General features: G+C 62.9%; 21 protein-coding genes. 16 read left to right on the top strand and 5 right to left on the bottom strand.

Annotated elements, in window-relative coordinates; genetic code table 11:
• Positions 1-33: 33 nt before the first annotated feature.
• Positions 34-711 (bottom strand): bifunctional nicotinamidase/pyrazinamidase, encoded by a 678-nt coding sequence (gene pncA, locus KUO17_RS18375; protein WP_217976953.1) that lies wholly within the window; start codon positions 709-711, stop codon positions 34-36.
• Between the two features lie 159 nt (positions 712-870).
• On the opposite strand from pncA, the gene KUO17_RS18380 reads away from it, so the two are divergent.
• The gene (locus KUO17_RS18380) at positions 871-2,517 is read left to right on the top strand and encodes a Na+/H+ antiporter (RefSeq protein WP_217976954.1); all 1,647 of its coding nucleotides are present in this window, start codon (positions 871-873) and stop codon (positions 2,515-2,517) included.
• 94 nt (positions 2,518-2,611) lie between these two features.
• Here the strand turns inward: KUO17_RS18380 and KUO17_RS18385 are convergent, their stop codons facing one another.
• The 4 genes from KUO17_RS18385 to map all read right to left on the bottom strand — a co-directional run bounded on the left by KUO17_RS18385 (position 2,612) and on the right by map (position 8,256).
• Positions 2,612-3,361 carry a M12 family metallopeptidase gene (locus KUO17_RS18385; RefSeq protein WP_217976955.1) on the bottom strand — a complete coding sequence of 250 codons (750 nt, stop codon included), beginning with the start codon at positions 3,359-3,361 and terminating at the stop codon, positions 2,612-2,614.
• A gap of 172 nt (positions 3,362-3,533) precedes the next feature.
• Entirely contained in the window at positions 3,534-4,727 is a 1,194-nt protein-coding gene (dapC, locus tag KUO17_RS18390) for a succinyldiaminopimelate transaminase (RefSeq protein WP_217976956.1), read from the bottom strand.
• Between the two features lie 23 nt (positions 4,728-4,750).
• Positions 4,751-7,453 (bottom strand): [protein-PII] uridylyltransferase, encoded by a 2,703-nt coding sequence (locus KUO17_RS18395; protein ID WP_217976957.1) that lies wholly within the window; start codon positions 7,451-7,453, stop codon positions 4,751-4,753.
• Between the two features lie 20 nt (positions 7,454-7,473).
• On the bottom strand, positions 7,474-8,256 hold the full coding sequence (gene map / locus KUO17_RS18400; RefSeq protein WP_217976958.1) for a type I methionyl aminopeptidase: 783 nt from the start codon (positions 8,254-8,256) through the stop codon (positions 7,474-7,476).
• A gap of 336 nt (positions 8,257-8,592) precedes the next feature.
• On the opposite strand from map, the gene rpsB reads away from it, so the two are divergent.
• The 15 genes from rpsB to rnhB all read left to right on the top strand — a co-directional run bounded on the left by rpsB (position 8,593) and on the right by rnhB (position 23,168).
• Positions 8,593-9,333, top strand: a complete 741-nt coding sequence (gene rpsB / locus KUO17_RS18405) for a 30S ribosomal protein S2 (RefSeq protein ID WP_163940218.1) — start codon at positions 8,593-8,595, stop codon at positions 9,331-9,333.
• A 193-nt stretch (positions 9,334-9,526) separates the two neighbouring features.
• Entirely contained in the window at positions 9,527-10,390 is an 864-nt protein-coding gene (gene tsf, locus KUO17_RS18410; protein WP_217976959.1) for a translation elongation factor Ts, read from the top strand.
• Between the two features lie 179 nt (positions 10,391-10,569).
• Positions 10,570-11,313 (top strand): UMP kinase, encoded by a 744-nt coding sequence (gene pyrH / locus KUO17_RS18415; protein WP_038614006.1) that lies wholly within the window; start codon positions 10,570-10,572, stop codon positions 11,311-11,313.
• Positions 11,310-11,867: a ribosome recycling factor gene (gene frr / locus KUO17_RS18420; protein WP_217976960.1), complete on the top strand. Its 558-nt coding sequence runs from the start codon at positions 11,310-11,312 to the stop codon at positions 11,865-11,867. The genes pyrH and frr overlap by 4 nt, the downstream gene beginning before the upstream one ends.
• A gap of 18 nt (positions 11,868-11,885) precedes the next feature.
• A complete protein-coding gene (uppS, locus tag KUO17_RS18425; protein WP_163940212.1) occupies positions 11,886-12,641 on the top strand; it encodes a polyprenyl diphosphate synthase in 756 nt (251 codons plus the stop codon).
• Entirely contained in the window at positions 12,641-13,456 is an 816-nt protein-coding gene (locus KUO17_RS18430) for a phosphatidate cytidylyltransferase (protein ID WP_217976961.1), read from the top strand. Before uppS ends, KUO17_RS18430 begins: the two co-directional genes overlap by 1 nt.
• Positions 13,453-14,643 (top strand): 1-deoxy-D-xylulose-5-phosphate reductoisomerase, encoded by a 1,191-nt coding sequence (gene ispC, locus KUO17_RS18435; protein WP_217976962.1) that lies wholly within the window; start codon positions 13,453-13,455, stop codon positions 14,641-14,643. Before KUO17_RS18430 ends, ispC begins: the two co-directional genes overlap by 4 nt.
• A 57-nt stretch (positions 14,644-14,700) precedes the next feature.
• Positions 14,701-16,053, top strand: coding sequence for an RIP metalloprotease RseP (gene rseP, locus KUO17_RS18440; RefSeq protein WP_217976963.1), 1,353 nt, complete (start codon positions 14,701-14,703; stop codon positions 16,051-16,053).
• A gap of 75 nt (positions 16,054-16,128) precedes the next feature.
• Positions 16,129-18,477 carry an outer membrane protein assembly factor BamA gene (bamA, locus tag KUO17_RS18445; protein WP_217976964.1) on the top strand — a complete coding sequence of 783 codons (2,349 nt, stop codon included), beginning with the start codon at positions 16,129-16,131 and terminating at the stop codon, positions 18,475-18,477.
• A 45-nt stretch (positions 18,478-18,522) separates the two neighbouring features.
• On the top strand, positions 18,523-19,026 hold the full coding sequence (locus KUO17_RS18450; protein ID WP_163940206.1) for an OmpH family outer membrane protein: 504 nt from the start codon (positions 18,523-18,525) through the stop codon (positions 19,024-19,026).
• Between the two features lie 2 nt (positions 19,027-19,028).
• The gene (gene lpxD / locus KUO17_RS18455; RefSeq protein ID WP_217976986.1) at positions 19,029-20,084 is read left to right on the top strand and encodes a UDP-3-O-(3-hydroxymyristoyl)glucosamine N-acyltransferase; all 1,056 of its coding nucleotides are present in this window, start codon (positions 19,029-19,031) and stop codon (positions 20,082-20,084) included.
• 111 nt (positions 20,085-20,195) lie between these two features.
• Positions 20,196-20,636: a 3-hydroxyacyl-ACP dehydratase FabZ gene (fabZ, locus tag KUO17_RS18460; protein ID WP_217976965.1), complete on the top strand. Its 441-nt coding sequence runs from the start codon at positions 20,196-20,198 to the stop codon at positions 20,634-20,636.
• Positions 20,633-21,409 carry an acyl-ACP--UDP-N-acetylglucosamine O-acyltransferase gene (gene lpxA / locus KUO17_RS18465; protein ID WP_217976966.1) on the top strand — a complete coding sequence of 259 codons (777 nt, stop codon included), beginning with the start codon at positions 20,633-20,635 and terminating at the stop codon, positions 21,407-21,409. The genes fabZ and lpxA overlap by 4 nt, the downstream gene beginning before the upstream one ends.
• A 1-nt stretch (position 21,410) precedes the next feature.
• Entirely contained in the window at positions 21,411-22,538 is a 1,128-nt protein-coding gene (gene lpxB, locus KUO17_RS18470; protein WP_217976967.1) for a lipid-A-disaccharide synthase, read from the top strand.
• Complete coding sequence (rnhB, locus tag KUO17_RS18475; RefSeq protein WP_217976968.1) at positions 22,539-23,168, top strand: ribonuclease HII; 630 nt, start codon at positions 22,539-22,541, stop codon at positions 23,166-23,168.
• The last annotated feature ends 93 nt before the right edge of the window (positions 23,169-23,261 follow it).

Below are 23,261 nucleotides of genomic sequence, written 5' to 3' on the forward strand. Positions count from 1 at the left end.
CCCCGAAACTCCTCGAAGAATGGGTGGGCTGGATTATGCGACATCATCGGGCAGGGCGCCACGGCTGCTGGCGCCCAGTTGCTGCGCCTGGATGAACTGCACCCCGGCGGCCTGCATCTGCGCCAGGGCGCTGGCCTGCGAGCCGTCGGTATCGATGGCGCGGCAGGCATCGAGCACCACGAAGGTGGTGAAGCCCTCGCGGCGCGCGTGCAGGGCCGACCAGGCTACACAGAAGTCCAGCGCCAGGCCGCACAGGTACAGGGTGTCGACGCCCTGCTCGCGCAGGTAGCCGGCCAGGCCCGTAGGGGTTTGCTGGTCGGCCTCGGTGAACGCCGAATAGCTGTCGACCCTTGGGTTACCGCCCTTGCGCACGATCAATTGCGCGTGGGCAATGTCCAGTTGCGGGTGGAACTGCGCGCCCTGACTGCCTTGTAGGCAGTGGTCGGGCCAGAGTGTCTGCGCGCCGTATGACAGTTCGATGACCTCGAACGGTTTTTTGCCCAAGTGGCTCGAGGCGAACGAGGCATGCCCGGCCGGGTGCCAGTCCTGGGCCAGTACCACACGCTGGAACTGGCGGCCGAGCTGGTTGATCAACGGCACGATCTGGTCACCGCCAGGCACCGCCAACGCGCCGCCCGGAATGAAATCGTTCTGTACATCGATGACCAGCAGGGCGCGGGTACGGCTATCGTGGTGGGAGGCATCGGTCATGGTGCACGGGTTCCTTGAAGTATCGTGTTACAGATTGCCGGGCCCTCTGCGACTTAGGTGCAGCGGCCGGCGACGCCCCGTAACCGGTAACATGTTGTTTCAATGGCGCATCTGCCAGCCCTTGAGCGTATGTGAAAACGAAAAGGAAAAACACGCCGTATGCAGTCAGCCTATACCGTCCTCATCCTGTTGATGCTGGTCAGTGTCTCGAAACTGGTCGGGCGGGTGGTCCCGCTACCGTTGCCGCTGGTGCAGATCGCTGCCGGCGCGTTGCTGGCCTGGCCGACCCTGGGCCTGCACGTGGCACTGGACCCGGAGCTGTTCCTGTTTCTGTTCCTGCCGCCGCTGCTGTTCTCCGATGGCTGGCGCATGCCCAAGCGCGCGCTGTGGCGCCTGCGCGGGCCGATCCTGACCCTGGCGGTGGGGCTGGTGCTGTTCACCGTGGTCGGTGCCGGTTACTTCATCCACTGGATACTGCCCAGCGTTCCCTTGCCGGTGGCTTTTGCGCTGGCGGCGGTGCTGTCGCCCACCGATGCCGTGGCGGTGTCGGCAATCACTCAGGACCGCCTGCCCACGCCACTGATGCACATGTTGCAGGGTGAGGCATTGATGAACGATGCGTCGGGCCTGGTGACGTTCAAGTTCGCCCTGGCAGCGGCCATCACCGGGGTGTTCTCGCTGACCGAGGCCAGCCTGACCTTCGTGCTGGTGGCCCTGGGCGGCCTGGCGATCGGCGTGGCGCTGAGCTGGCTGGTGGGGCGCGGGCGCATGTGGATGATCGCGCGCGGCTGGGACGACCCGGCCACCCATGTGGTGTTCATGCTGCTGTTGCCGTTTGCCGCGTATGTGCTGGCCGAGCGCCTTGGCGCTTCAGGCATTCTCTCGGCGGTGGCCGCTGGGATGATGCAGAGCTGGCTCGACCTGTTGCCGCGCCAGACCAGCACGCGACTGCTCAACCGCAGCGTGTGGTCGCTGCTGGAGTTCGCCTTCAACGGCCTGATCTTCCTGCTGCTGGGCCTGCAGTTGCCGGACATCATCAAGGCGGTGACCAGTCATGAGGTCTCGCTGTGGCCGACCTTGTTCTACCGTTGTCTGGATGTGGTAGCGATCTTTCTGGTGTTGCTGGCGCTGCGGTTCATCTGGGTGCAGAGCATCTGGCGGCTGATCGGGGTGATCCGGCGCTGGCGCGGCAAGGAAGACCTGGTGCTGGTGCCCAACGCACGGTCTTGCTGGCTGCTGACCGTGGGCGGCGTGCGCGGGGCGGTGACCCTGGCGGGCGTGATGTCGGTGCCGCTGCTGATCGGCGCCGGCCAGGCGTTTCCCGAGCGCGACCTGCTGATCTTCATTGCGGCGGGGGTGATCCTGCTGTCGCTGGTATCGGCCTGTATCGCGTTGCCGTTGCTGCTGCGCGGGGTGCAGAAGAGCCCGGACGACGCAGTGCTGCACGAGGCCCAGGAGGCCTGGCGGCGCACGGCCGAGGCGGCGATCCATGCGCTGGAGGCCGAGGAACTGGTGGAGCCGGGGGCGCCACAGGATGCAGCCCAGGCGGCATTGGCCGCGGAATTGAAGGCACGCCTGATGGCCGAATACCGGCAGCAGTTGGACGCCTTCAACGACAGTGCCGAGGCCCAGGCGCTGGCGGCGCAGATGGATCAGCTGGAGCGGCGCCTGCGCCTGCGTGCGCTGCGGGCGCAGCGCCTGGAATTGTACAAGCTGCACCGTCAGCACCAGATCGGCGATGACGTGGTGCGTCAGGTGCTGGGCGAGCTGGACATGAGCGAGGCCAACCTGGGCCCGGTCAGGTAAACCGTCGGGGCCGCGTGGCGGCCCCGTCGTATCCCATGAGTGGCGTGGCCCGGTGGCTGGAGGATCTGCACCGGCGTGAGGTCGGTTCGCCTGGTCAGTCGTGCGGGTAGGCCAGGCGCATGAATTCGCAGTCTTTCTCGCTGAGTGCGTTGTTGATTCCGCATTCCCAGTCGCCGACCGTGAACCGCTGCTCGACGGGGTAGTGCATTACCGAGCTGGTGTCATAGTCGGTTTTGATCAGCCCGACGTCCTCGCGTTTATCAAGAAAATTGCTGCGCACGTCTTGCTCGGTGGTGCTCCACTCGGCCATGTAGGTACTGATAACCATGGCTTCGTCCCAGGGGATGTCGGCGTCAGGGTGCAGGTGCTCGTGGTCGGCACCGAACACGTGACCGAACTCGTGCAGCGCGTTGTATTGGTACAGTTCGTGTTCACTGGTCAGGCCAAGGCTCACGTTCGGGAGGTTGGCGTGTTCAGGGCTCAGGGCATCGGTGCCGCAGGCCGCCCAGCTGTAATAGGCTCCCGGATTCGTCGCCACCCGCAGGTCGGCCTGCATGTCGTCATCGTCCACCAGCTCCAGGTTCAGGTTGGCGTTGGACAGATCGATCCATTGGCGAGCCAAGGCATAGAAGTCCGACTTCAGTGACGGGGTTTTGACCTTCAGGAACGACACCGTCAGCGTACGCCCTGGCAGCCAGAGCTTGCCAGTGGCGCCCAGTGAGCGCTTGCGACGACCACCACTGCCTGTGCTGCCGGCGTTGCGAGGGTTTTCAGTGACTGCCAGCTCGTAGGATGCGTGCGGGTCGATTGCGATGGCTGGTCGGGGAAGGTAGAGGCTGAACATGCGAAACTCCTTTGGTTGGAAGCCTGGAGTCTGCGGGTGGGGCACTGCGTGCGGGCGGTAGTTATGTAGTGCTGGCCGGCCTGAGGCTGCCCCTTTGCAAGGCAGCCCCAGGTCTGGAGGTGTGGGTGTGACAGCGCTGCGAGTCTATCCGCTGGCTGTCTGGGCGCTGGCCTCAGCCTTCGACGAATGCACGGATGCGCTGCGCCGCTTCGACACATTCGGCCAGCGGTGCAACCAGTGCCAGGCGCACGCGCCCGGCCCCCGGATTCACACCGTCGACTTCACGTGACAGGTAGGAGCCCGGCACCACGGTCACGTGCTGCTGCTCGAACAGGTCGCGGCAGAACTGTGCATCGTCACCCTTCACCTTGGGCCACAGGTAGAAACCGCCGTCAGGCTTTTGCACGTCCAGCACCGGCCCGAGGATCTCCAGCACGGCGTCGAATTTCTCGCGATACAGGTCGCGGTTCTGCAGCACGTGGGCTTCGTCGTTCCAGGCCGCGATGCTCGCCAGCTGGGTCTGCACGGGCATGGCGCAGCCATGGTAGGTGCGGTACAGCAGGAACGCCTTGAGCACATCGGCGTCACCGGCCACGAAGCCCGAGCGCAGGCCCGGCAGGTTGGAGCGCTTGGACAAACTATGGAACACCACGCAGCGCTTGAAGTCGCTGCGGCCCAGTTCGACGCAGGCACTGAGCAGGCCGGGCGGCGGGGTTTGCTCGTCGAAGTACAGCTCGCTGTAGCACTCGTCGGCCGCAATCACGAAATCGTGTTGGTCGGCCAGGGCGATGAGTTTTTTCAAAGTGTCCAGCGGCACCAGCGCGCCGGTCGGGTTGCCTGGCGAGCACAGGAACAGGATCTGGCAGCGCTGCCAGATCTGGGCCGGCACCGCGTCGAAGTCCGGGTTGAAGCCGTTGCTGTCCAGGCACGGCAGGTAGTGCGGCTGGGCGCCGGCCAGAAACGCTGCGCCCTCGTAGATCTGGTAGAACGGGTTGGGGCTGACGATCAGTGCGTCTTCAGCGCGATTGACCACGGCCTGGGTAAAGGCGAACAGCGCTTCGCGGGTGCCATTGACCGGCAGCACATGGCGCGCGGCGTCGAGCCAGCCGCCTGGTACGCCAAAACGCCGCTCGCACCAGTGCGCGATGCTCTCGCGCAGCGCGGGCAGGCCCAGGGTGGTCGGGTACACCGCCATCTTGTCGAGGTTGTCGGCCAGCGCCTTGGCCACGAACGCCGGCGAGGCGTGCTTGGGCTCGCCGATCGACAGGGCGATGGCGCGCTTGTCCGCGGCCGGCGTCACGCTACCCAGCAGGGCACGCAGTTTCTCGAACGGGTAGGGCTGGAGCTGGTTCAAAGCGTTGTTCATTGGCGCTGGGTCTCGTCAATCGTTCAAAGGGTGAGGCGGGTCATCTCGACGCCGCTGGCCTGGTCGACGCGCAATTGCTCGACGATCGCGGCCTGCAGGCGACGGCACAGTTCGGGGTCGGACAGCGGCTGGTTGTCGGCGTCGGTGATGAAGAACACGTCTTCCACCCGTTCGCCCAGGGTCGCGATCTTGGCGTTCTGCAGCGACAGGTCGAACTCCAGGAAGATCTTGCCGATACGCGCCAGCAGGCCCGGTCGATCGGGGGCGCTGAGCTCCAGGATGGTCACCGGGCGGTGCGCATCGTTGAGGATGGTCACCTGCGGCGCGAAGGTGAAGTGCTTGAGCTGGCGCGGTACCCGGCGCTGGATGATGGTCGGGTAGTCGTCGGGGTTGCGCAGCGCCTCGGTCAGGCCCTCGCGGATCTGCTTGATGCGCTGGGGGTTGTCACCGATCGAGCCGCCATCATTGTCGAGCACGATATAGGTGTCGAGGGTGAACTGGCTGCTGGAGGTGATGATGCGTGCATCGTGGATGTTCAGGTTGAGCTGGTCCATCGCGGCCACGGTCACGGCGAAGAAATCGTGCTGGTCGGGGGCATAGATGAAGATCTGCGTGCCGCCCTCGAATTCGCGCTGGGTGGTCTCCTTGATCAGCACCAGCGGGCCGCCATCGGCGGGCTGCTGCAGGATCGCGTCGGAGTGCCAGGCAACGTCCGCGGCGGTGTGGCGCAGGAAATAGTCATCGCCCAGTTGCGACCACAGCTGTTCGACGTCGTCCGGGTCGGTGCCCTCGCGCACCAGGATGTCGAGTGCGGCGCTCTGGGTCTGGCGGATCTGCTCTTCGCGCTCCAGCGGGTTTTCCAGGCCGCGGCGCAGCGCGCGCTTGGTCTCGGTGTAGAGTTGGCGCAGCAGGCTGGCACGCCAGGAGTTCCACAGGCTCGGGTTGGTTGCGTTGATATCGGCCACGGTGAGCACGTAGAGGTAGTCCAGGTGCACCAGGTCGCCCACCAACTGGGCGAAGTCATGGATCACCTGCGGGTCGGACAGGTCCTTGCGCTGGGCGGTGGTCGACATCACCAGGTGGTTCTGCACCAGCCACACGATCAGCCGGCTGTCCCAGGCCGGCAGTTGATGCCGGTCGCAGAACACCTGCGCATCGACCGCGCCCAGTTCAGAGTGATCGCCCTGGCGGCCCTTGCCGATGTCGTGGTACAGGCCGGCCAGGTAGATCAGCTCGGGCTTGGGCAGGCGGCCCATGAGCTTGCTGGCCAGCGGGAATTTCTCCGACACCGGGGTGTACTGCAGTTTGCGCAGGTGCTTGATCAGGTTCAGGGTGTGCGCATCGACCGTATAGATGTGGAACAGGTCGTGCTGCATCTGCCCGATGATCAGGCCGAACTCCGGCAGGTAGCGCCCCAGGATGCCGTAGCGGTTCATGCGACGCAGGTTGCGATGGATGCCGATCTCGCACTTGAACAGCTCGATGAACAGGCTGGTGTTGCGAATGTCGTTGCGAAACGCTTCGTCGATCAGGTGCCGGTGCTCGCGCAGCAGGCGGATGGTATCGGCGCGCACCCCCTTGATCTCCGGATGCTGGGCCATCAGCACGAAGATCTCCAGCATCGCGAACGGGGTGCGCTTGAACACGTTGCTGCGCACCGCCTCGATGTAACCGTCATGCAGCTGGAAGCGCGGGTTCAGCGGTTGCGTGCTGCTGGAGCTGTCATCGGCGAGGATCACTTCCTCGAAGTGCTGGATGATCAGGTCACTGAGCTCGGCAATGCTCATCACCACCCGGTAGTACTGCTGCATGAACTGTTCGATGGCGCGCTTGGGGTTCTCGTCGGCAAAGCCCAGCAGCGCGGCGATGCTGCGCTGGTGGTCGAACAGCAAGCGGTCTTCGGCACGCCCGGCCAGCATGTGCAGGGCGTAGCGCACCTTCCACAGGAATTCCTGGGACGAGGCCAGCAGGTTGTTTTCGCTCTCGAGCAGAAAGCCTTCGCCGGCCAGCGCGTGCAGGTTGAGCGTGCCGTACTGGCGGCGGGCCACCCACAGCACGGTCTGGATGTCGCGCAGGCCGCCCGGCGAGCCCTTGACGTTGGGCTCCAGGTTGTATTCGGTGTCGTTGTACTTGTGGTGCCGGGCCTTCTGCTCGGCGCGCTTGGCCAGGAAGAATTCCTTGCTTGGCCACATGTGGGCAGTGCTGGTGACCTCGAGCATGCGCTGGCGCAGGCGCTCGGGGCCGCAAATGGTGCGACTTTCCATCAGGTTGGTGACAACCGTGAGGTCGGCCCGCGCCTGCTCGGCGCATTCATCTACCGAGCGCACGCTCTGGCCGACTTCCAGGCCGATGTCCCAGAGCAGGGTCAGGAAACGCTCGATGGAGTCGCGAAACACCTCGTGGTCGGCGCTGTCGAGCAGGATCAGCAGGTCGATGTCGGAGTAGGGGTGCAGTTCGCCGCGCCCGTAGCCGCCGACCGCGATCAGGGCGATATCGGCCTCGTCGCTCCAGTCGAACTGATGCCAGGCCTGGTGCAGGATGTTGTCGACGAACCAGGCGCGGTCCTCGATCAGCCGGCGGATCTCGCGGCCGCTGCGAAAGCGCCCGTCGAGCACCTCGCCGGCCTGGCGGATGGCTTTCTTGAAGGCCGCGATAGGGCTGGCCTTGAGAGCCAGTTCCGCCTGGAACTGGCCGCGGTCGAACAGCTCGGGATCCACCTGGGGCATCGATTAGCGTTCCTGTCGGGTCAGGCCGAAGTGCGAGGGATGGTGTCGTCTTTGCGCAGGGTGAAGATCTCGTAGCCGCTGGCAGTGACCACCAGGGTGTGTTCCCACTGTGCCGAGAGCTTGCGGTCCTTGGTGATGGCAGTCCAGCCGTCGCCCAGTACCTTGGTGTCGGCCTTGCCCTGGTTGATCATCGGCTCGATGGTGAAGGTCATGCCTTCCTTGAGTTCCATGCCGGTGCCGGCGCGGCCGTAGTGCAGGATCTGCGGCTCTTCGTGGAACACCTTGCCGATGCCGTGGCCGCAGAACTCGCGCACCACCGAAAAGCCGTTCTTTTCGGCATGCTTCTGGATCACTTCGCCGATGTCGCCCAGGCGGCAGCCCGGCTTGACCAGCTCGATGGCCTTGTACATGCATTCCTGGGTGACCTGCGACAGGCGCTCGGCCCAGACCGGCACGTTGCCGACGTGGAACATGCGGCTGGTGTCGCCGTGGTAGCCGTCCTTGATCACGGTCACGTCGATGTTCAGGGTGTCGCCATCCTTGAGCGGCTTGTCGCCGGGGATGCCGTGGCACACCACGTGGTTGACCGAGGTGCAGATCGACTTGGGGAAGCCCTTGTAGTTGAGCGGCGCCGGGATCGCGCCCTGCACGTTGACGATATAGTCGTGGCACAGGCGGTCGAGGGTTTCGGTGGTCACGCCGGGTTTGACGTGCTCTTCGATCATCTCCAGGACTTCAGCGGCCAGGCGGCCGGCGACGCGCATCTTTTCGATGTCTTCGGCGGTTTTGATGTTGACGGTCATTGCAGGCTCTCTACACGGCGCGCGCAGGCGCAGATAAACGGGAAAGTCGCGATTCTAGCAGAGCGCGGCGGCTGGCTGGGGCTTGGGCTGGCGGGCTTTGCCTCTTTTTATGTTCACGGGCCTGGGCCCCTCGCGCGCAAGTCTCTGGGCTCGATTGTTTTTTCCGGTTTCTCTCGGCCCACTTGTGTGGTATAAAATGCGCCGCTTTCGGGGATAGCCCCGTCAGCTCAAACCCACACACGTGTCGACACGATGGCCTGGGTGCTCCTGATTCTCGAATCCGGGGTTGGTCATTGGGATACGTGGAGGCCCAACCCGACTTATCAAGGAACTATCATGTCCCAAGTCAACATGCGCGATATGCTGAAGGCCGGTGTGCACTTCGGTCACCAAACCCGTTACTGGAATCCGAAAATGGGTAAATACATTTTCGGCGCGCGCAACAAGATTCACATCATCAACCTTGAAAAAACCCTGCCAATGTTCAACGAGGCACTGACCTTCGTAGAGCGTCTGGCCCAGGGCAAAAACAAGATTCTGTTCGTCGGCACCAAGCGTTCCGCTGGCAAGATCGTTGCTGAAGAAGCAGCACGTTGCGGTTCGCCGTACGTCGATCACCGCTGGTTGGGCGGCATGCTGACCAACTACAAGACCATCCGTGCTTCGATCAAGCGTCTGCGCGACCTGGAAACCCAGGCCGAAGATGGTACTTTCACCAAGCTGACCAAGAAAGAAGCGCTGATGCGCAGCCGCGATCTGGAAAAACTGGATCGCAGCCTGGGTGGTATCAAGGACATGGGCGGCCTGCCTGATGCCCTGTTCGTGATCGACGTTGACCACGAGCGCATCGCTATCACCGAAGCCAACAAGCTGGGCATCCCGGTCATCGGCGTTGTCGATACCAACAGCAGCCCGGAAGGCGTTGACTACATCATCCCAGGCAACGATGACGCCATTCGCGCCATCCAGCTGTACATGGGTTCGATGGCTGACGCCGTTATCCGTGGTCGCAACAATGTTGCCGGCGGCACCGAAGTGTTCGCAGAAGAAGCAGCTGCACCGGCTGCTGAAGCCTGAGTAACTGACGCTTAGCGTCGACTCGGCACGCAAAAAGGGGGCTTGGCCCCCTTTTTGCCACCTTGAAATCCTCTTGTCAGCGTCGCCGTTGCATCATTGCTGACTGCATGTGCTCTGGCAGTGGATTTCCAGAATTGAACGCCCGTCAAGTATCGGGTGGAATGGTTGAAAACCTATCCAAGAGGAATTTGAAATGGCAGCAATTACTGCAGCGCTGGTCAAAGAACTGCGTGAGCGTACCGGCGAAGGCATGATGGATTGCAAGAAAGCCCTGGAAAAGGCTGACGGCGACATCGAAAAAGCCATTGATGACATGCGTGCTTCGGGCGCCATCAAGGCTGCTAAAAAGGCTGGCAACGTTGCCGCCGAAGGCGCCATCGCCATCAAGGCCGACGACAAGTCCGCCGTCCTGCTGGAAGTCAACTCGCAGACCGACTTCCTGGCCCTGCAAGACGACTTCAAGAACTTCGTCGCTGAAAGCGTTGAAGCGGCTTTCGCTGAAAAACTGACCGACGCCGCGCCGCTGATCGCTTCGCGCGAAGCAGCCCGTGAAGCCCTGGTCGCCAAGGTTGGCGAGAACGTCAACATCCGTCGCCTGGTGCGCGTTGAGGGTGACGTTGTCGGTACCTACCTGCACGGCAACAAGATCGGTGTTGCTGTTGTCCTGAAGGGCGGCGACGTCCAGCTGGCCAAAGAAATCGCCATGCACGTGGCTGCAAGCAACCCTGAGTTCCTGCTGCCGTCGGAAGTTTCGGCTGAAGCGATCGAACGCGAAAAAGCGGTGTTCCTGCAGCTGAACGAAGAGAAGATCAAAGGCAAGCCTGAGAACATCGTCGAGAACATGGTCAAGGGCCGTATCTCGAAGTTCCTGGCCGAAGCCAGCCTGGTCGAGCAAGCGTTCGTCATGAACCCGGAAATCAAGGTCGGCGAACTGGCCAAGAAAGCCGGTGCTGAAATCGTTTCCTTCACCTACTTCAAGGTAGGCGAAGGCATCGAGAAGCCAGTCGACAACTTCGCTGAAGAAGTTGCCGCACAGCTGGCTGCTGCCAAGCAGTAAGACAGAGTCACCTCTGTCGCCCCAAAGAGGCTGCCCGCTCACGCGCGCAGCCTCTTTGTCAAAGCGGGGGCGGTTTACAAGATCGCCCCATGCTGGCGCAGTCGCTGCGCCACGCTACAGTTAGCAGGCTGAAAACAGCCCGCCAGATTTTTTTCAAAACGCCGCAGGAGAGATTCGCAATGGCTCAGCAGGGCAGTGGTTATCAAGCTCGCTATAAACGCATTCTACTCAAGCTTAGCGGCGAGGCCCTGATGGGCTCGGAAGAGTTCGGCATCGATCCCAAGGTGCTGGACCGCATGGCGCTGGAAGTCGGCCAACTGGTCGGTATCGGTGTTCAGGTCGGCCTGGTCATCGGCGGTGGCAACCTGTTCCGTGGCGCCGCGCTCAGCGCAGCGGGCATGGACCGCGTTACCGGCGACCACATGGGCATGCTGGCCACGGTGATGAATGCACTGGCCATGCGTGACGCGCTGGAACGGGCCAACATTACCGCCATCGTCATGTCGGCGATCTCCATGGTGGGCGTGACCGATCACTACGATCGGCGCAAGGCCATGCGCCACTTGAACTCGAAAGAAGTTGTGATTTTCGCTGCGGGTACCGGCAACCCGTTCTTCACCACCGACTCCGCCGCTTGCCTGCGCGCCATCGAAATCGATGCCGACGTGGTATTGAAGGCAACCAAGGTCGATGGTGTATACACTGCAGACCCATTCAAGGACCCGCATGCCGAGAAGTTCGATCATCTGACCTACGATGAAGTGCTGGATCGCAAGCTGGGGGTAATGGACCTGACGGCAATCTGCCTGTGCCGCGACCACAAGATGCCGTTGCGCGTCTTCAACATGAACAAGCCTGGCGCCCTGCTGAACATCGTGCACGGTGGCGCTGAAGGAACCCTGATCGAGGAAGTTCAAAAATGATCAACGAAATCAAGAAAGACGCCCAAGAGCGCATGCACAAATCGCTGGAATCGCTGGCCCACGCGTTCAGCCGCATCCGTACCGGTCAGGCGCACCCCAGCGTCCTGGAAGGCGTCATGGTGCCTTACTACGGTACCGACACGCCGATCAAGCAAGTGGCCAACATCACCGTGAAAGATGCCCGTACCCTGCAGGTCGTGGCGTTCGAGCGCAACATGCTCGGTGCTGTCGACAAGGCCATCGGCAGTGCCGGCCTGAACCTCAACCCGACCAACCTGGGCGAGTTGCTGCTGATCACCATGCCGGCCCTGACCGAAGAGACCCGCAAGGGCTTCACCAAGCAGGCCCGTGAAGCGGCTGAAGATGCTCGCGTTGCCGTGCGCAACATCCGTCGCGACGCCATCAGCCAGTTCAAGGACCTGGTCAAGGAAAAGGAAATCAGCGAAGACGACGAGCGTCGTGCCGCTGACGACATCCAGAAGCTGACCGACAAATTCGTGGCCGACATCGAAGTGGCCGTGAAGCAGAAAGAAAAGGACCTGATGGCCGTTTAAGGGCCGGGACTTTTTTCAATGGAAAAGACCAAGCAGGGTGTGCCGTCCGTGGTGCCGCGCCATGTCGCGATCATCATGGACGGAAATAATCGCTGGGCGAAAAAACGCCTGTTGCCGGGCGTTGCCGGGCACAAGGCGGGTGTCGACGCGGTGCGCGCGGTCATCGAGGTGTGCGCCGAGGCCAAGGTCGAGGTGCTGACCCTGTTCGCCTTCTCCAGCGAAAACTGGCAGCGCCCGGCCGAAGAGGTCGGCGCGCTGATGGAGCTGTTCTTCACGGCGCTGCGCCGTGAGGCCAGGCGGCTCAATGAAAACAACATCAGCCTGCGTATCATCGGTGATCGCTCGCGCTTTCATCCCGAGTTGCAGGCTGCCATGCGCGAAGCCGAGGCGCTGACCGCCGGCAGCAACCGCTTCATCCTGCAGATCGCCGCCAACTATGGGGGGCAGTGGGATATCGCCCAGGCCGCCCAGCGCCTGGCGCGTGAAGTACAGGCCGGGCATCTGCGCCCGGAAGACATCACCCCCGAATTGCTGCAGCCGTGCCTGGCCACGGGCGACCTGCCGTTGCCGGACCTGTGCATTCGCACCGGTGGCGAGCACCGCATCAGCAATTTCCTGCTGTGGCAGCTGGCGTACGCCGAGCTGTACTTCTCCGACCTGTTCTGGCCGGACTTCAAACACGAGGCCATGCGCACTGCATTGGCCGATTTCGCTTCGCGCCAGCGCCGCTTCGGTAAAACCAGCGAGCAGGTCGAAGCTGGAGCCCGTGCTTAATGCTTAAACAACGCATCATCACTGCGCTGATCCTGTTGCCGATTGCCCTGTGCGGGTTCTTTTTGCTGGATGGGGCGAGCTTCGCCCTGTTCATCGGCCTGGTGGTTACCCTGGGCGCCTGGGAATGGGCACGCCTGGCCGGGCTTGTCGCCCAGGGCCTGCGTGTGGCCTATGCGGCCGTGGTCGCCGGGCTGCTGATGCTGCTGCACCTGATGCCCGACCTTGCGCCCTGGGTGCTGGGGGCGTCGGTACTGTGGTGGGGGCTGGCCACCTGGCTGGTGCTCACTTACCCGCGCAGCAGTGAACTCTGGGCGAGTGCGGCGTGCCGCCTGCTGATCGGCCTGCTGGTGTTGCTGCCGGCCTGGCAGGGGCTGGTGCTGATCAAACACTGGCCAATGGGCAACTGGCTGATCCTGGCGGTCATGGTGCTGGTGTGGGGCGCCGACATCGGTGCGTATTTCTCGGGCCGGGCCTTCGGCAAGCGCAAGCTGGCACCACAGGTCAGCCCGGGCAAGAGCTGGGAAGGGGTCTACGGTGGCCTGGCGCTGAGCCTGGTGATCACGGCGGTGGTCGGTGTGAGCCGCGACTGGAGTGCCGGTGAACTGATCCTTGGCCTGATCGGCGCTGCCGTGGTGGTGCTGGTGTCAGTGGTGGGCGACCTGACCGAAAGCATGTTCAAGCGTCGCTCCGGGATCAAGGACAGCAGCAATCTGTTGCCGGGCCATGGCGGCGTTCTGGACCGTATCGACAGCCTGACGGCGGCGATCCCGGTGTTTGCGGTGCTGTTGTGGGCTGCCAATTGGGGCGCACTGTGAGCCGTGCTCAGCGTATTACCGTGCTGGGCGCTACAGGCTCGATCGGCTTGAGTACGCTGGACGTCATTGCGCGCCATCCCGAGCGCTACCAGGTGTTTGCCTTGAGCGGCTATTCGCGCCTGGCCGAGCTGTTGGCCTTGTGCCTGCGTCATGCGCCGGCGTTTGCCGTGGTGCCTGGCGCGGCGGCGGCGCAACAGCTGCAGGCCGATCTGCGTGCCGCCGGCTCGCGCACCGAGGTGCTGGTGGGCGAAGCAGGCTTGTGTCAGGTGGCGGCCGACCCGCAGGTGGATGCGGTGATGGCGGCCATCGTCGGTGCGGCGGGCCTGCGCCCGACCCTGGCGGCGGTGGAGGCCGGCAAGAAGGTGTTGCTGGCCAACAAGGAAGCGCTGGTGATGTCCGGTGCGCTGTTCATGCAGGCGGTCCAGCGCAGTGGCGCGGTGCTGCTGCCGATCGACAGCGAGCACAATGCGATCTTCCAGTGCCTGCCTGGCGATTATGCCCGTGGCCTGGCCCAGGTGGGCGTGCGCCGTATCCTGCTGACGGCCTCGGGCGGGCCATTTCGCCAGACCCCGCTGGAGCAGTTGGCGCACGTCACGCCCGAGCAGGCCTGTGCTCACCCGAACTGGTCGATGGGGCGCAAGATTTCCGTCGACTCGGCGAGCATGATGAACAAGGGCCTGGAGCTGATCGAAGCGTGCTGGCTGTTCGATGCGAAGCCGGCCCAGGTCGAGGTGGTGATCCACCCGCAAAGCGTCATCCACTCGCTGGTCGACTATGTCGACGGCTCGGTGCTGGCGCAGTTGGGCAACCCGGACATGCGCACGCCGATCGCCAACGCGCTGGCCTGGCCCGAGCGGATCGACTCGGGCGTGGCGCCGCTGGATCTGTTCGCCATTGCCCGGCTGGACTTCGAGGCGCCGGATGAGCAGCGCTTCCCGTGCCTGCGTCTGACACGCGAAGCGGCCGAGGCGGGCAATAGCGCGCCGGCGATGCTCAATGCTGCCAACGAAGTGGCAGTCGAGGCATTTCTTCAGGGGCGCATCCGCTTTGTGCAGATCGCGAGTATCATCGAACACGTGCTCGATCAGGAGCCGGTCGTTGCAGTGCCTACGCTGGGCGCGGTGTTTGCCGCCGACCAATGTGCGCGCCGCCTGGCCGGGCACTGGTTGGAGCGTCACGGGTGCTGACGTGAAACGCCGCCATGGGTTGCGCCAGCACCTGCTGAACGTCATTCGGAGAAAGACATGAGTGCGCTCTACATGATTATCGGCACCCTGGTGGCATTGGGTGTGCTGGTCACCTTTCACGAGTTCGGTCACTTCTGGGTGGCGCGGCGCTGTGGCGTCAAGGTATTGCGGTTTTCCGTAGGCTTCGGCATGCCGCTGGTGCGCTGGCATGACCGTCACGGCACCGAATTCGTGGTCGCGGCCATCCCGCTGGGCGGCTACGTGAAGATGCTCGACGAGCGTGAGGGCGAGGTGCCTGCGCACCAGCTCGACCAGTCGTTCAACCGCAAGAGCGTGCGCCAGCGCATCGCGATCGTGGCTGCCGGCCCGATCGCCAACTTCCTGCTCGCCATCGTGTTCTTCTGGGCCCTGGCGATGCTCGGCAACCAGCAGGCGCGTCCGGTCATCGGCGATGTCGAGGTCGGTAGCCTGGCCGCCGTGGCAGGCCTTGGGGCAGGGCAGGAGATCGTTGCGGTCGATGGCAAGCCGACCAATGGCTGGGCGGCAGTCAATCTGCAACTGGTGCGCCGTCTGGGTGAGAGCGGTGCGTTGCAGGTCAGCGTGCGCCAGGAGGGCGCCAGCGCCGACAGCAGCCACACGATCAAGCTTGATGATTGGCTCAAGGGCGCCGACGAGCCCGACCCGATCCGCTCCCTGGGCATTCGCCCGTGGCGCCCGGCGCTGGCACCTGTGCTCGCCGAGCTGGATCCAAAAGGCCCGGCGCAGGCCGCCGGTCTGAAAACCGGTGATCGCCTGCTGGCCCTCGACGGCCAGGCATTGACCGATTGGCAGCAAGTGGTCGACCGTGTGCGTGGCCTGGCAGGCAGCCGTATCCTGCTGAGCGTCGAGCGCGACGGTGCGCCGCTGGAACTGCCGGTGACCCTGGCCAGCCGCGGCGAGGGCAAGAGTGCCAGTGGTTATCTGGGGGCTGGCGTCGCCCCGGTGGAATGGCCGCCGGCCATGTTGCGCGAGGTTACCTATGGCCCGCTCGAAGCCTTTGGCGAAGGGGTTTCACGTACCTGGAACATGAGCGTACTGACCCTGGATTCGCTGAAGAAAATGCTGTTCGGCGAGCTCTCGGTAAAAAACTTGAGCGGACCGATAACCATTGCTAAAGTGGCGGGCGCTTCAGCCCAGTCCGGTGTTGGGGATTTCCTGAATTTCCTCGCCTACCTGAGCATTAGCCTGGGGGTTCTTAATTTGCTGCCCATTCCTGTACTGGATGGGGGGCATTTGCTGTTTTACCTGATCGAATGGGCGCGTGGTCGTCCGTTGTCGGATCGGGTGCAAGGTTGGGGGGTCCAGATCGGTATCAGTTTGGTAGTCGGGGTGATGTTGCTGGCCCTGATAAACGATTTGGGTCGACTGTAACGCTTCGCTCAATTGCGAACCTGCCGCACTCCTGCGGCGGGTCGTTTATTGCCAGTTGGAATAAGAAAGGACTTCATGAAACGTCTGCTGCTAACTGCGGTTCTCGCCGTACTGATGATCGCTGAAGTTCACGCCGAGTCCTTCACCATCTCCGATATTCGTGTCAATGGTCTGCAGCGGGTTTCCGCGGGCAGCGTGTTCGGCGCTTTGCCATTGAACGTTGGGGACGAGGCCGATGATCGGCGCCTGGTGGATTCCACCCGCGCGCTGTTCAAGACCGGTTTCTTCCAGGACATCCAACTGGGTCGCGACGGCAACGTCCTGATCATCACTGTGGTCGAACGTCCCTCGGTGTCGAGCATCGAGATCGAAGGCAACAAGGCGATCAGTACCGAAGACCTGATGAAGGGCCTGAAACAGTCGGGCCTGGCCGAAGGTGAAATCTTCCAGCGCGCCACCCTTGAAGGTGTGCGTAACGAGCTGCAACGCCAGTACGTCGCCCAGGGCCGCTACTCGGCCGAGGTCGACGCCGAGGTGGTGCCGCAGCCGCGCAACCGCGTGAGCCTGAAGATCAAGATCAACGAAGGCACGGTCGCGGCCATCCAGCACATCAACGTCGTGGGCAACACCAAGTTCAGCGACGACGAGCTGGCCAGCCTGTTCGAGCTCAAGACCACCAACTGGCTGTCGTTCTTCAAGAATGACGACAAGTACGCCCGCGAAAAACTCTCCGGTGACCTGGAGCGTCTGCGTTCCTACTACCTGGACCGCGGCTACATCAACATGGACATCGCCTCCACCCAGGTGTCGATCACCCCGGACAAGAAGCACGTCTACATCACGGTCAACGTCAACGAAGGCGAGAAGTACACCGTTCGTGACGTCAAGCTGTCCGGCGACCTGAAGGTACCGGAAGACCAGGTCAAGGCGCTGATGCTGGTGCAGCCTGGCCAGGTGTTCTCGCGCAAGGTGATGACCACCACGTCCGAGCTGATCACCCGTCGCCTGGGCAACGAAGGCTATACCTTCGCCAACGTCAACGGCGTGCCACAGCCTCACGATGATGACCATACCGTCGACATCACCTTCGTGGTCGACCCGGGCAAGCGCGCCTACGTCAACCGCATCAACTTCCGTGGCAACACCAAGTCCGAAGACGAAGTGCTGCGTCGCGAAATGCGTCAGATGGAAGGTGGCTGGGCGTCGACCTACCTGATCGACCAGTCCAAGACCCGTCTGGAGCGTCTGGGCTTCTTCAAGGAAGCCAACGTCGAGACCCCGGCCGTACCGGGCACCGACGACCAGGTCGACGTCAACTACAGCGTCGAAGAACAAGCCTCCGGTTCCATCACCGCCAGTGTCGGTTTCGCCCAGAGCGCGGGCCTGATCCTGGGTGGTTCGATCAGCCAGAACAACTTCCTGGGTACCGGTAACAAGGTCTCCATCGGCCTGACCCGTTCGGAATACCAGAGCCGCTACAACTTCGGCTTCGTGGACCCCTACTGGACTGCCGACGGCGTCAGCCTGGGTTACAACGCCTTCTACCGCACCACCGACTACGATGACCTCGACGTCGACGTGGCCAGCTATGCGGTGGACAGCCTGGGTGCGGGCGTCAGCGTCGGCTACCCGATCAGCGAGACCTCGCGCCTGACCTTCGGCCTGACTGCCCAGCAGGACAAGATCAAGACCGGCCGCTACACCGTTGACGAGATCTTCGACTTCGTCAAAGAGGAAGGCGACAACTACCTGAACTTCAAGGCCTCGGCCGGCTGGTCCGAATCGACCCTGAACAAGGGCGTGCTGGCCACCCGTGGCCACTCGCAGAGCCTGGTGCTTGAAGCGACCACGCCGGGCAGCGACCTGTCGTTCTTCAAGCTCGACTACCGTGGCCAGCTGTTCAAGCCGATCAACAACGACTACACCCTGCGTCTGCACACCGAGCTGGGTTATGGTGATGGCTTCGGCGGTACCTCGGGCCTGCCGTTCTACGAGAACTACTACGCCGGTGGCTTCAACTCGGTACGTGGCTTCAAGGACAGCAGCCTGGGGCCGCGCAGCACGCCAAGTACCGGCAAGAACCCTGGCACCGCGCTCGACCCGGACCAGGATCCCCTGCCGTTCGGCGGCAACGTGCTGGTACAGGGTGGTATGGAACTGCTGTTCCCGCTGCCGTTCGTCAAGGACCAGCGCTCGCTGCGCACCTCGGTCTTCTGGGATGTGGGTAACGTGTTCGACACCAACTGCGGTTCCAAGCCTGATTGCGAGAAGGTCGGCCTGGGTGGCCTGGCCAGCTCGGTCGGTCTGGGCGTGACCTGGATTACCGCACTGGGCCCGCTGAGCTTCAGCCTGGCGATGCCGGTGAAGAAACCGGACGAAGCCGATACCCAGGTGTTCCAATTCTCTCTGGGTCAGACCTTCTAAGGGTCTGCCCCGCGTAAACGACAACGGATTCTGTAGGAGTGCATCGTGCGTAAGTTGACTCAACTGGCTGTACTGGCTGCGACCCTGATCGCGACCCCGGCATTTGCCGAGATGAAAATCGCCGTTCTGAACTATCAGATGGCCCTGCTGGAATCGGACGCGGCAAAGAAGTACGCAGTCGATGCCGAGAAGAAATTCGGCCCGCAACTGACCAAGTTGAAAAACCTGGAAAGCAGCGCCAAGGGCATCCAGGACCGTCTGGTCAAGGGTGGCGACAAGATGGCCCAGGGCGAGCGTGAGCGTCTGGAGCTTGAATTCAAGCAAAAGGCTCGTGACTTCCAGTTCCAGTCCAAGGAGCTGAACGAAGCCAAGGCCGTGGCCGACCGCGAGATGCTCAAGCAGCTCAAGCCCAAGCTCGACGGTGCCGTGGAAGAAGTGATCAAGAAAGGTGCCTTCGACCTGGTGCTCGAGCGTGGCGCGGTCATTGATGTCAAGCCTCAGTTCGACATCACCCGCCAAGTCATCGAGCGCATGAACCAGTCCCGTTGAACATGACGGCGACCATGAAACTCGGCCAGTTGGCCGAGTTCCTCGGGGCCACCCTCAGTGGCCCGGCGGAACTCGACATCACCGGCCTTGCGACGCTGCAGGAAGCAGGCCCGGGGCAATTGAGCTTCCTGGCCAACCCGCAGTACCGCAAATTTCTGCCTGAGAGCAAGGCCGCTGCGGTCCTGCTCAAGGCTGCCGATGCCGAAGGGTTTGCCGGTCATGCATTGATCGTGGCCGACCCGTACCTGGCCTACGCACGTGTTTCTCACCTGTTCGATCCAAAGCCCAGGGCTGTGGCGGGAATTCATCCCAGCGCCGTGGTAGCGGCGGACGCTCAGGTCGATGCCAGCGCCAGTGTCGGTGCTTGTGCGGTGGTCGAAAGCGGTGCCCGTATCGGCGCCGGCGTCAGCATCGGTGCGCACTGCTTTATCGGCGCCCGCTGTGAAATCGGCGAGGGCGGCTGGCTGGCTCCGCGCGTCACGCTGTACCACGATGTGCGCATCGGCAAGCGCGTGGTGATTCAGTCCGGCGCGGTGCTGGGTGGTGAAGGCTTCGGTTTTGCCAATGAGAAGGGCGTGTGGCAGAAAATCGCCCAGATCGGTGGGGTGAGCATTGGTGACGACGTCGAGATCGGGGTCAATACCGCTATCGATCGCGGCGCTCTGGCCGATACCCGTATCGGTAATGGGGTCAAGCTCGACAACCAGATCCAGATCGCCCATAACGTACAGATCGGCGACCACACCGCAATGGCTGCGTGTGTCGGTATTTCCGGCAGTACCAGGATCGGCAAGCATTGCACCATTGCCGGCGGTGTTGGCATGGTCGGACACATTGACGTGTGTGATGGCGTTTTCGTTTCGGGGATGACCATGGTCACCCGTTCCATCACCGAACCAGGTGCCTATTCGTCAGGTACCGCCATGCAGCCGTTGGGCGAATGGCGCAAGAGTGCTGCTCGCATTCGCCAGCTGGACGAGATGGCCAAACGTCTTCAGCAGGTGGAAAAGCGACTCGAGGCCGTGACCTCGGGCGACAAAGCTTCATCAGAAGGCTGATACCATTTCCTGATCAAGGGCGCCCAGCCGCTAGACTGCGCTCCTGATTTGCTAAAGGAGCGCTGCCCGAATGTGCGCGCTCCCTATCTTTACTACAGGCTTCCCCCAGAAATGATGGACATCAACGAGATTCGCGAATACCTGCCTCACCGTTACCCGTTCCTGCTGGTGGACCGTGTGGTGGACCTGGACGTCGAGGCCCAGCGCATTCGTGCCTACAAGAATGTCAGCATCAACGAGCCTTTCTTCAACGGTCACTTCCCGGCGCACCCGATCATGCCCGGCGTGCTGATCATCGAAGCGATGGCCCAGGCGGCCGGCATCCTTGGCTTCAAGATGCTCGACGTCAAGCCGGCCGACGGCACCCTGTACTACTTCGTCGGTTCCGACAAGCTGCGCTTCCGCCAGCCCGTGCTGCCGGGTGATCAACTGATCCTCGAAGCCAAGTTCATCAGTTGCAAGCGCCAGATCTGGAAGTTCGAGTGCAATGCTTCGGTTGACGGCAAGCCGGTATGCTCGGCCGAGATCATCTGCGCGGAACGCAAACTATGAGTTTGATTGACCCTCGGGCAATCATCGACCCCTCGGCGAAGCTTGCCGACGGCGTCGAGGTCGGCCCATGGTCGATCGTCGGTGCCGGGGTCGAGATCGGGGAAGGGACCGTGATTGGTCCGCATGTGATTCTCAAAGGGCCGACCCGCATCGGCAAGCACAACCGTATCTATCAGTTTTCCTCGATCGGTGAAGACACCCCTGACCTGAAGTACAAGGGTGAGCCGACGCGGCTGGTGATTGGCGATCACAACGTGATTCGCGAAGGCGTGACCATTCACCGCGGCACCGTGCAGGACCGTTCCGAAACCACTCTGGGTGATCACAACCTGATCATGGCCTATGCCCACATCGGGCATGACAGCGTGATCGGCAACCACTGCATCCTGGTCAACAACACTGCGTTGGCCGGGCATGTGCACGTCGGCGACTGGGCGATCCTGTCCGGCTTTACCCTGGTGCACCAGTTCTGCCATATCGGCGCCCACAGTTTTTCCGGCATGGGCACCGCGATCGGCAAGGATGTCCCGGCGTTCGTCACCGTGTTCGGCAACCCCGCCGAGGCACGCAGCATGAACTTCGAAGGCATGCGCCGTCGTGGTTTCAGCGAAGATGCCATCCATGCCCTGCGCCGCGCCTACAAGGTGGTGTACCGCCAGAGCCTGACCGTCGAGCAGGCTCTGGCCGAACTGGCCGAACCTGCCCAGCAGTTCCCCGAAGTCGACCTGTTCCTCAAGTCGATCCAGGACTCTGCTCGCGGCATTACGCGCTGATATGACCGAACTTTGCGTAGCGCTGGTGGCCGGCGAGGCCAGCGGCGACATTCTGGGCGCGGGCCTGATGCGTGCGCTCAAGGCACGTCACCCGCACGTTCGCTTTATCGGCGTCGGCGGCCCGCTGATGGAAGCCGAGGGGTTGAGCTCCTATTTCCCCATGGAGCGTCTGGCGGTGATGGGCCTGGTCGAAGTGCTGGGCCGCCTGCGTGAGCTGCTCAAGCGCCGCAAGCTGCTGATCCAGACGCTGATCGAGCAGAAGCCGGACGTGTTCATCGGTATCGATGCGCCGGACTTCACCCTCAACATCGAACTCAAATTGCGTCAGGCCGGGATCAAGACCGTGCACTACGTCAGCCCCTCCGTATGGGCGTGGCGGCAGAAGCGTGTGTTGAAGATCCGCGAAGGTTGCGACCTGATGCTGACGCTGTTTCCGTTCGAGGCGAAGTTCTACGAAGAACAGGGCGTACCGGTGCGTTTCGTTGGCCACCCGCTGGCCGATACCATCCCGCTGGATGCCGACCGTGCTGCCGCGCGCAGCGCTCTGGGCCTGCCCGAGGGGCCGCTGGTGGCCTTGATGCCCGGCAGCCGTGGCGGCGAGGTCGGGCGCCTGGGCGAGCTGTTCCTGGACACCGCGCAACGCTTGTGCGCCCTGGTGCCGGGGGTGCGCTTCGTGTCGCCCTGTGCCAACCCGACGCGCCGCGCCCAGCTCGAACAGATGCTGGCCGGTCGCGACCTGCCGCTGACGCTGCTCGATGGCCAGTCGCACCAGGCCCTGGCGGCCTGTGATGCGGTGCTGATCGCCTCGGGCACGGCCACGCTGGAGGCGCTGCTGTTCAAGCGCCCGATGGTGGTGGCCTACCGAGTGGCGCCGTTGACGTACTGGATTCTCAAACGTCTGGTCAAAAGCCCTTATGTGTCGTTGCCCAACCTGCTGGCGCAGCGCCTGCTGGTGCCGGAGTTGCTGCAGGAGGCCGCCACCAGCGAGGCCCTGGCACAAACCCTGGCCCCGCTGGTAACCGGTGGCGCGCAACAGACCGAGAGCTTCGACCAGATTCACCGCACCCTGCGCCGCGACGCCTCCAACCAGGCGGCCGAGGCGGTGCTGGCCTTGCTGGAACACAGATAGATGCAAATCGGATTGGACTTCAACCTGGTCGAAGACCTGGTCGCCGGGGTTGACGAAGTCGGCCGTGGCCCGCTGTGCGGCGCGGTGGTCACCGCGGCCGTGATTCTGGACCCGAACCGGCCGATCCTGGGCTTGAACGATTCGAAGAAACTCACCGAGGCGCGCCGCGAGAAACTCTTCGACGAGATCTGCGAAAAGGCCCTGAGCTTTCACATTGCCCGTGCCGAAGTCGAAGAAATCGACGAGCTGAACATTCTGCACGCCACCATGCTGGCCATGCAGCGCGCGGTCGAAGGCCTGCACATCACGCCCAAACTGGCGCTGATCGACGGTAATCGTTGCCCCAAGCTCAATGTGCCCTCGGCGCCGGTGGTCAAGGGTGATAGCCAGGTGCCGGCGATCGCTGCTGCCTCGATCCTGGCCAAGGTCACCCGTGACCGCGAAATGGCCGCGTTCGAGCTGATCTATCCGGGCTACGGCATCGGCGGGCACAAGGGCTACCCGACGCCGGTGCACCTGGAAGCCCTGGCGCGCCTGGGCCCCACGCCGATTCACCGGCGCTCGTTCGCCCCGGTGCGTGCGGCCTTCGAAGCCCGTGGCCTGCAGGGTGACAGCCTGCTGATGGTGTAGGCGCCACCTCCGCTGGGCCGGTGTCACCCCGCACTGGCTGTAGTTTTGATCGAGGCCCGGTACAATCCGGGCCTTGTTGTTTTGTGCTGCTAT

The organism is Pseudomonas aegrilactucae, assembly GCF_019168305.1.
Lineage (GTDB): Bacteria > Pseudomonadota > Gammaproteobacteria > Pseudomonadales > Pseudomonadaceae > Aquipseudomonas > Aquipseudomonas aegrilactucae.

Coding starts and splice junctions, on each gene's coding strand:
- lpxD (WP_217976986.1), top strand. CDS start 19,029: ATGACGGCGACCATGAAACTCGGCCAGTTGGCCGAGTTCCTCGGGGCC.
- lpxB (WP_217976967.1), top strand. CDS start 21,411: ATGACCGAACTTTGCGTAGCGCTGGTGGCCGGCGAGGCCAGCGGCGAC.
- rnhB (WP_217976968.1), top strand. CDS start 22,539: ATGCAAATCGGATTGGACTTCAACCTGGTCGAAGACCTGGTCGCCGGG.
- dapC (WP_217976956.1), bottom strand. CDS start 4,727: ATGAACAACGCTTTGAACCAGCTCCAGCCCTACCCGTTCGAGAAACTG.
- rseP (WP_217976963.1), top strand. CDS start 14,701: ATGAGTGCGCTCTACATGATTATCGGCACCCTGGTGGCATTGGGTGTG.
- pncA (WP_217976953.1), bottom strand. CDS start 711: ATGACCGATGCCTCCCACCACGATAGCCGTACCCGCGCCCTGCTGGTC.
- KUO17_RS18430 (WP_217976961.1), top strand. CDS start 12,641: ATGCTTAAACAACGCATCATCACTGCGCTGATCCTGTTGCCGATTGCC.
- frr (WP_217976960.1), top strand. CDS start 11,310: ATGATCAACGAAATCAAGAAAGACGCCCAAGAGCGCATGCACAAATCG.
- bamA (WP_217976964.1), top strand. CDS start 16,129: ATGAAACGTCTGCTGCTAACTGCGGTTCTCGCCGTACTGATGATCGCT.
- KUO17_RS18385 (WP_217976955.1), bottom strand. CDS start 3,361: ATGTTCAGCCTCTACCTTCCCCGACCAGCCATCGCAATCGACCCGCAC.
- pyrH (WP_038614006.1), top strand. CDS start 10,570: ATGGCTCAGCAGGGCAGTGGTTATCAAGCTCGCTATAAACGCATTCTA.
- map (WP_217976958.1), bottom strand. CDS start 8,256: ATGACCGTCAACATCAAAACCGCCGAAGACATCGAAAAGATGCGCGTC.
- KUO17_RS18395 (WP_217976957.1), bottom strand. CDS start 7,453: ATGCCCCAGGTGGATCCCGAGCTGTTCGACCGCGGCCAGTTCCAGGCG.
- rpsB (WP_163940218.1), top strand. CDS start 8,593: ATGTCCCAAGTCAACATGCGCGATATGCTGAAGGCCGGTGTGCACTTC.
- KUO17_RS18380 (WP_217976954.1), top strand. CDS start 871: ATGCAGTCAGCCTATACCGTCCTCATCCTGTTGATGCTGGTCAGTGTC.
- tsf (WP_217976959.1), top strand. CDS start 9,527: ATGGCAGCAATTACTGCAGCGCTGGTCAAAGAACTGCGTGAGCGTACC.
- uppS (WP_163940212.1), top strand. CDS start 11,886: ATGGAAAAGACCAAGCAGGGTGTGCCGTCCGTGGTGCCGCGCCATGTC.
- fabZ (WP_217976965.1), top strand. CDS start 20,196: ATGATGGACATCAACGAGATTCGCGAATACCTGCCTCACCGTTACCCG.
- lpxA (WP_217976966.1), top strand. CDS start 20,633: ATGAGTTTGATTGACCCTCGGGCAATCATCGACCCCTCGGCGAAGCTT.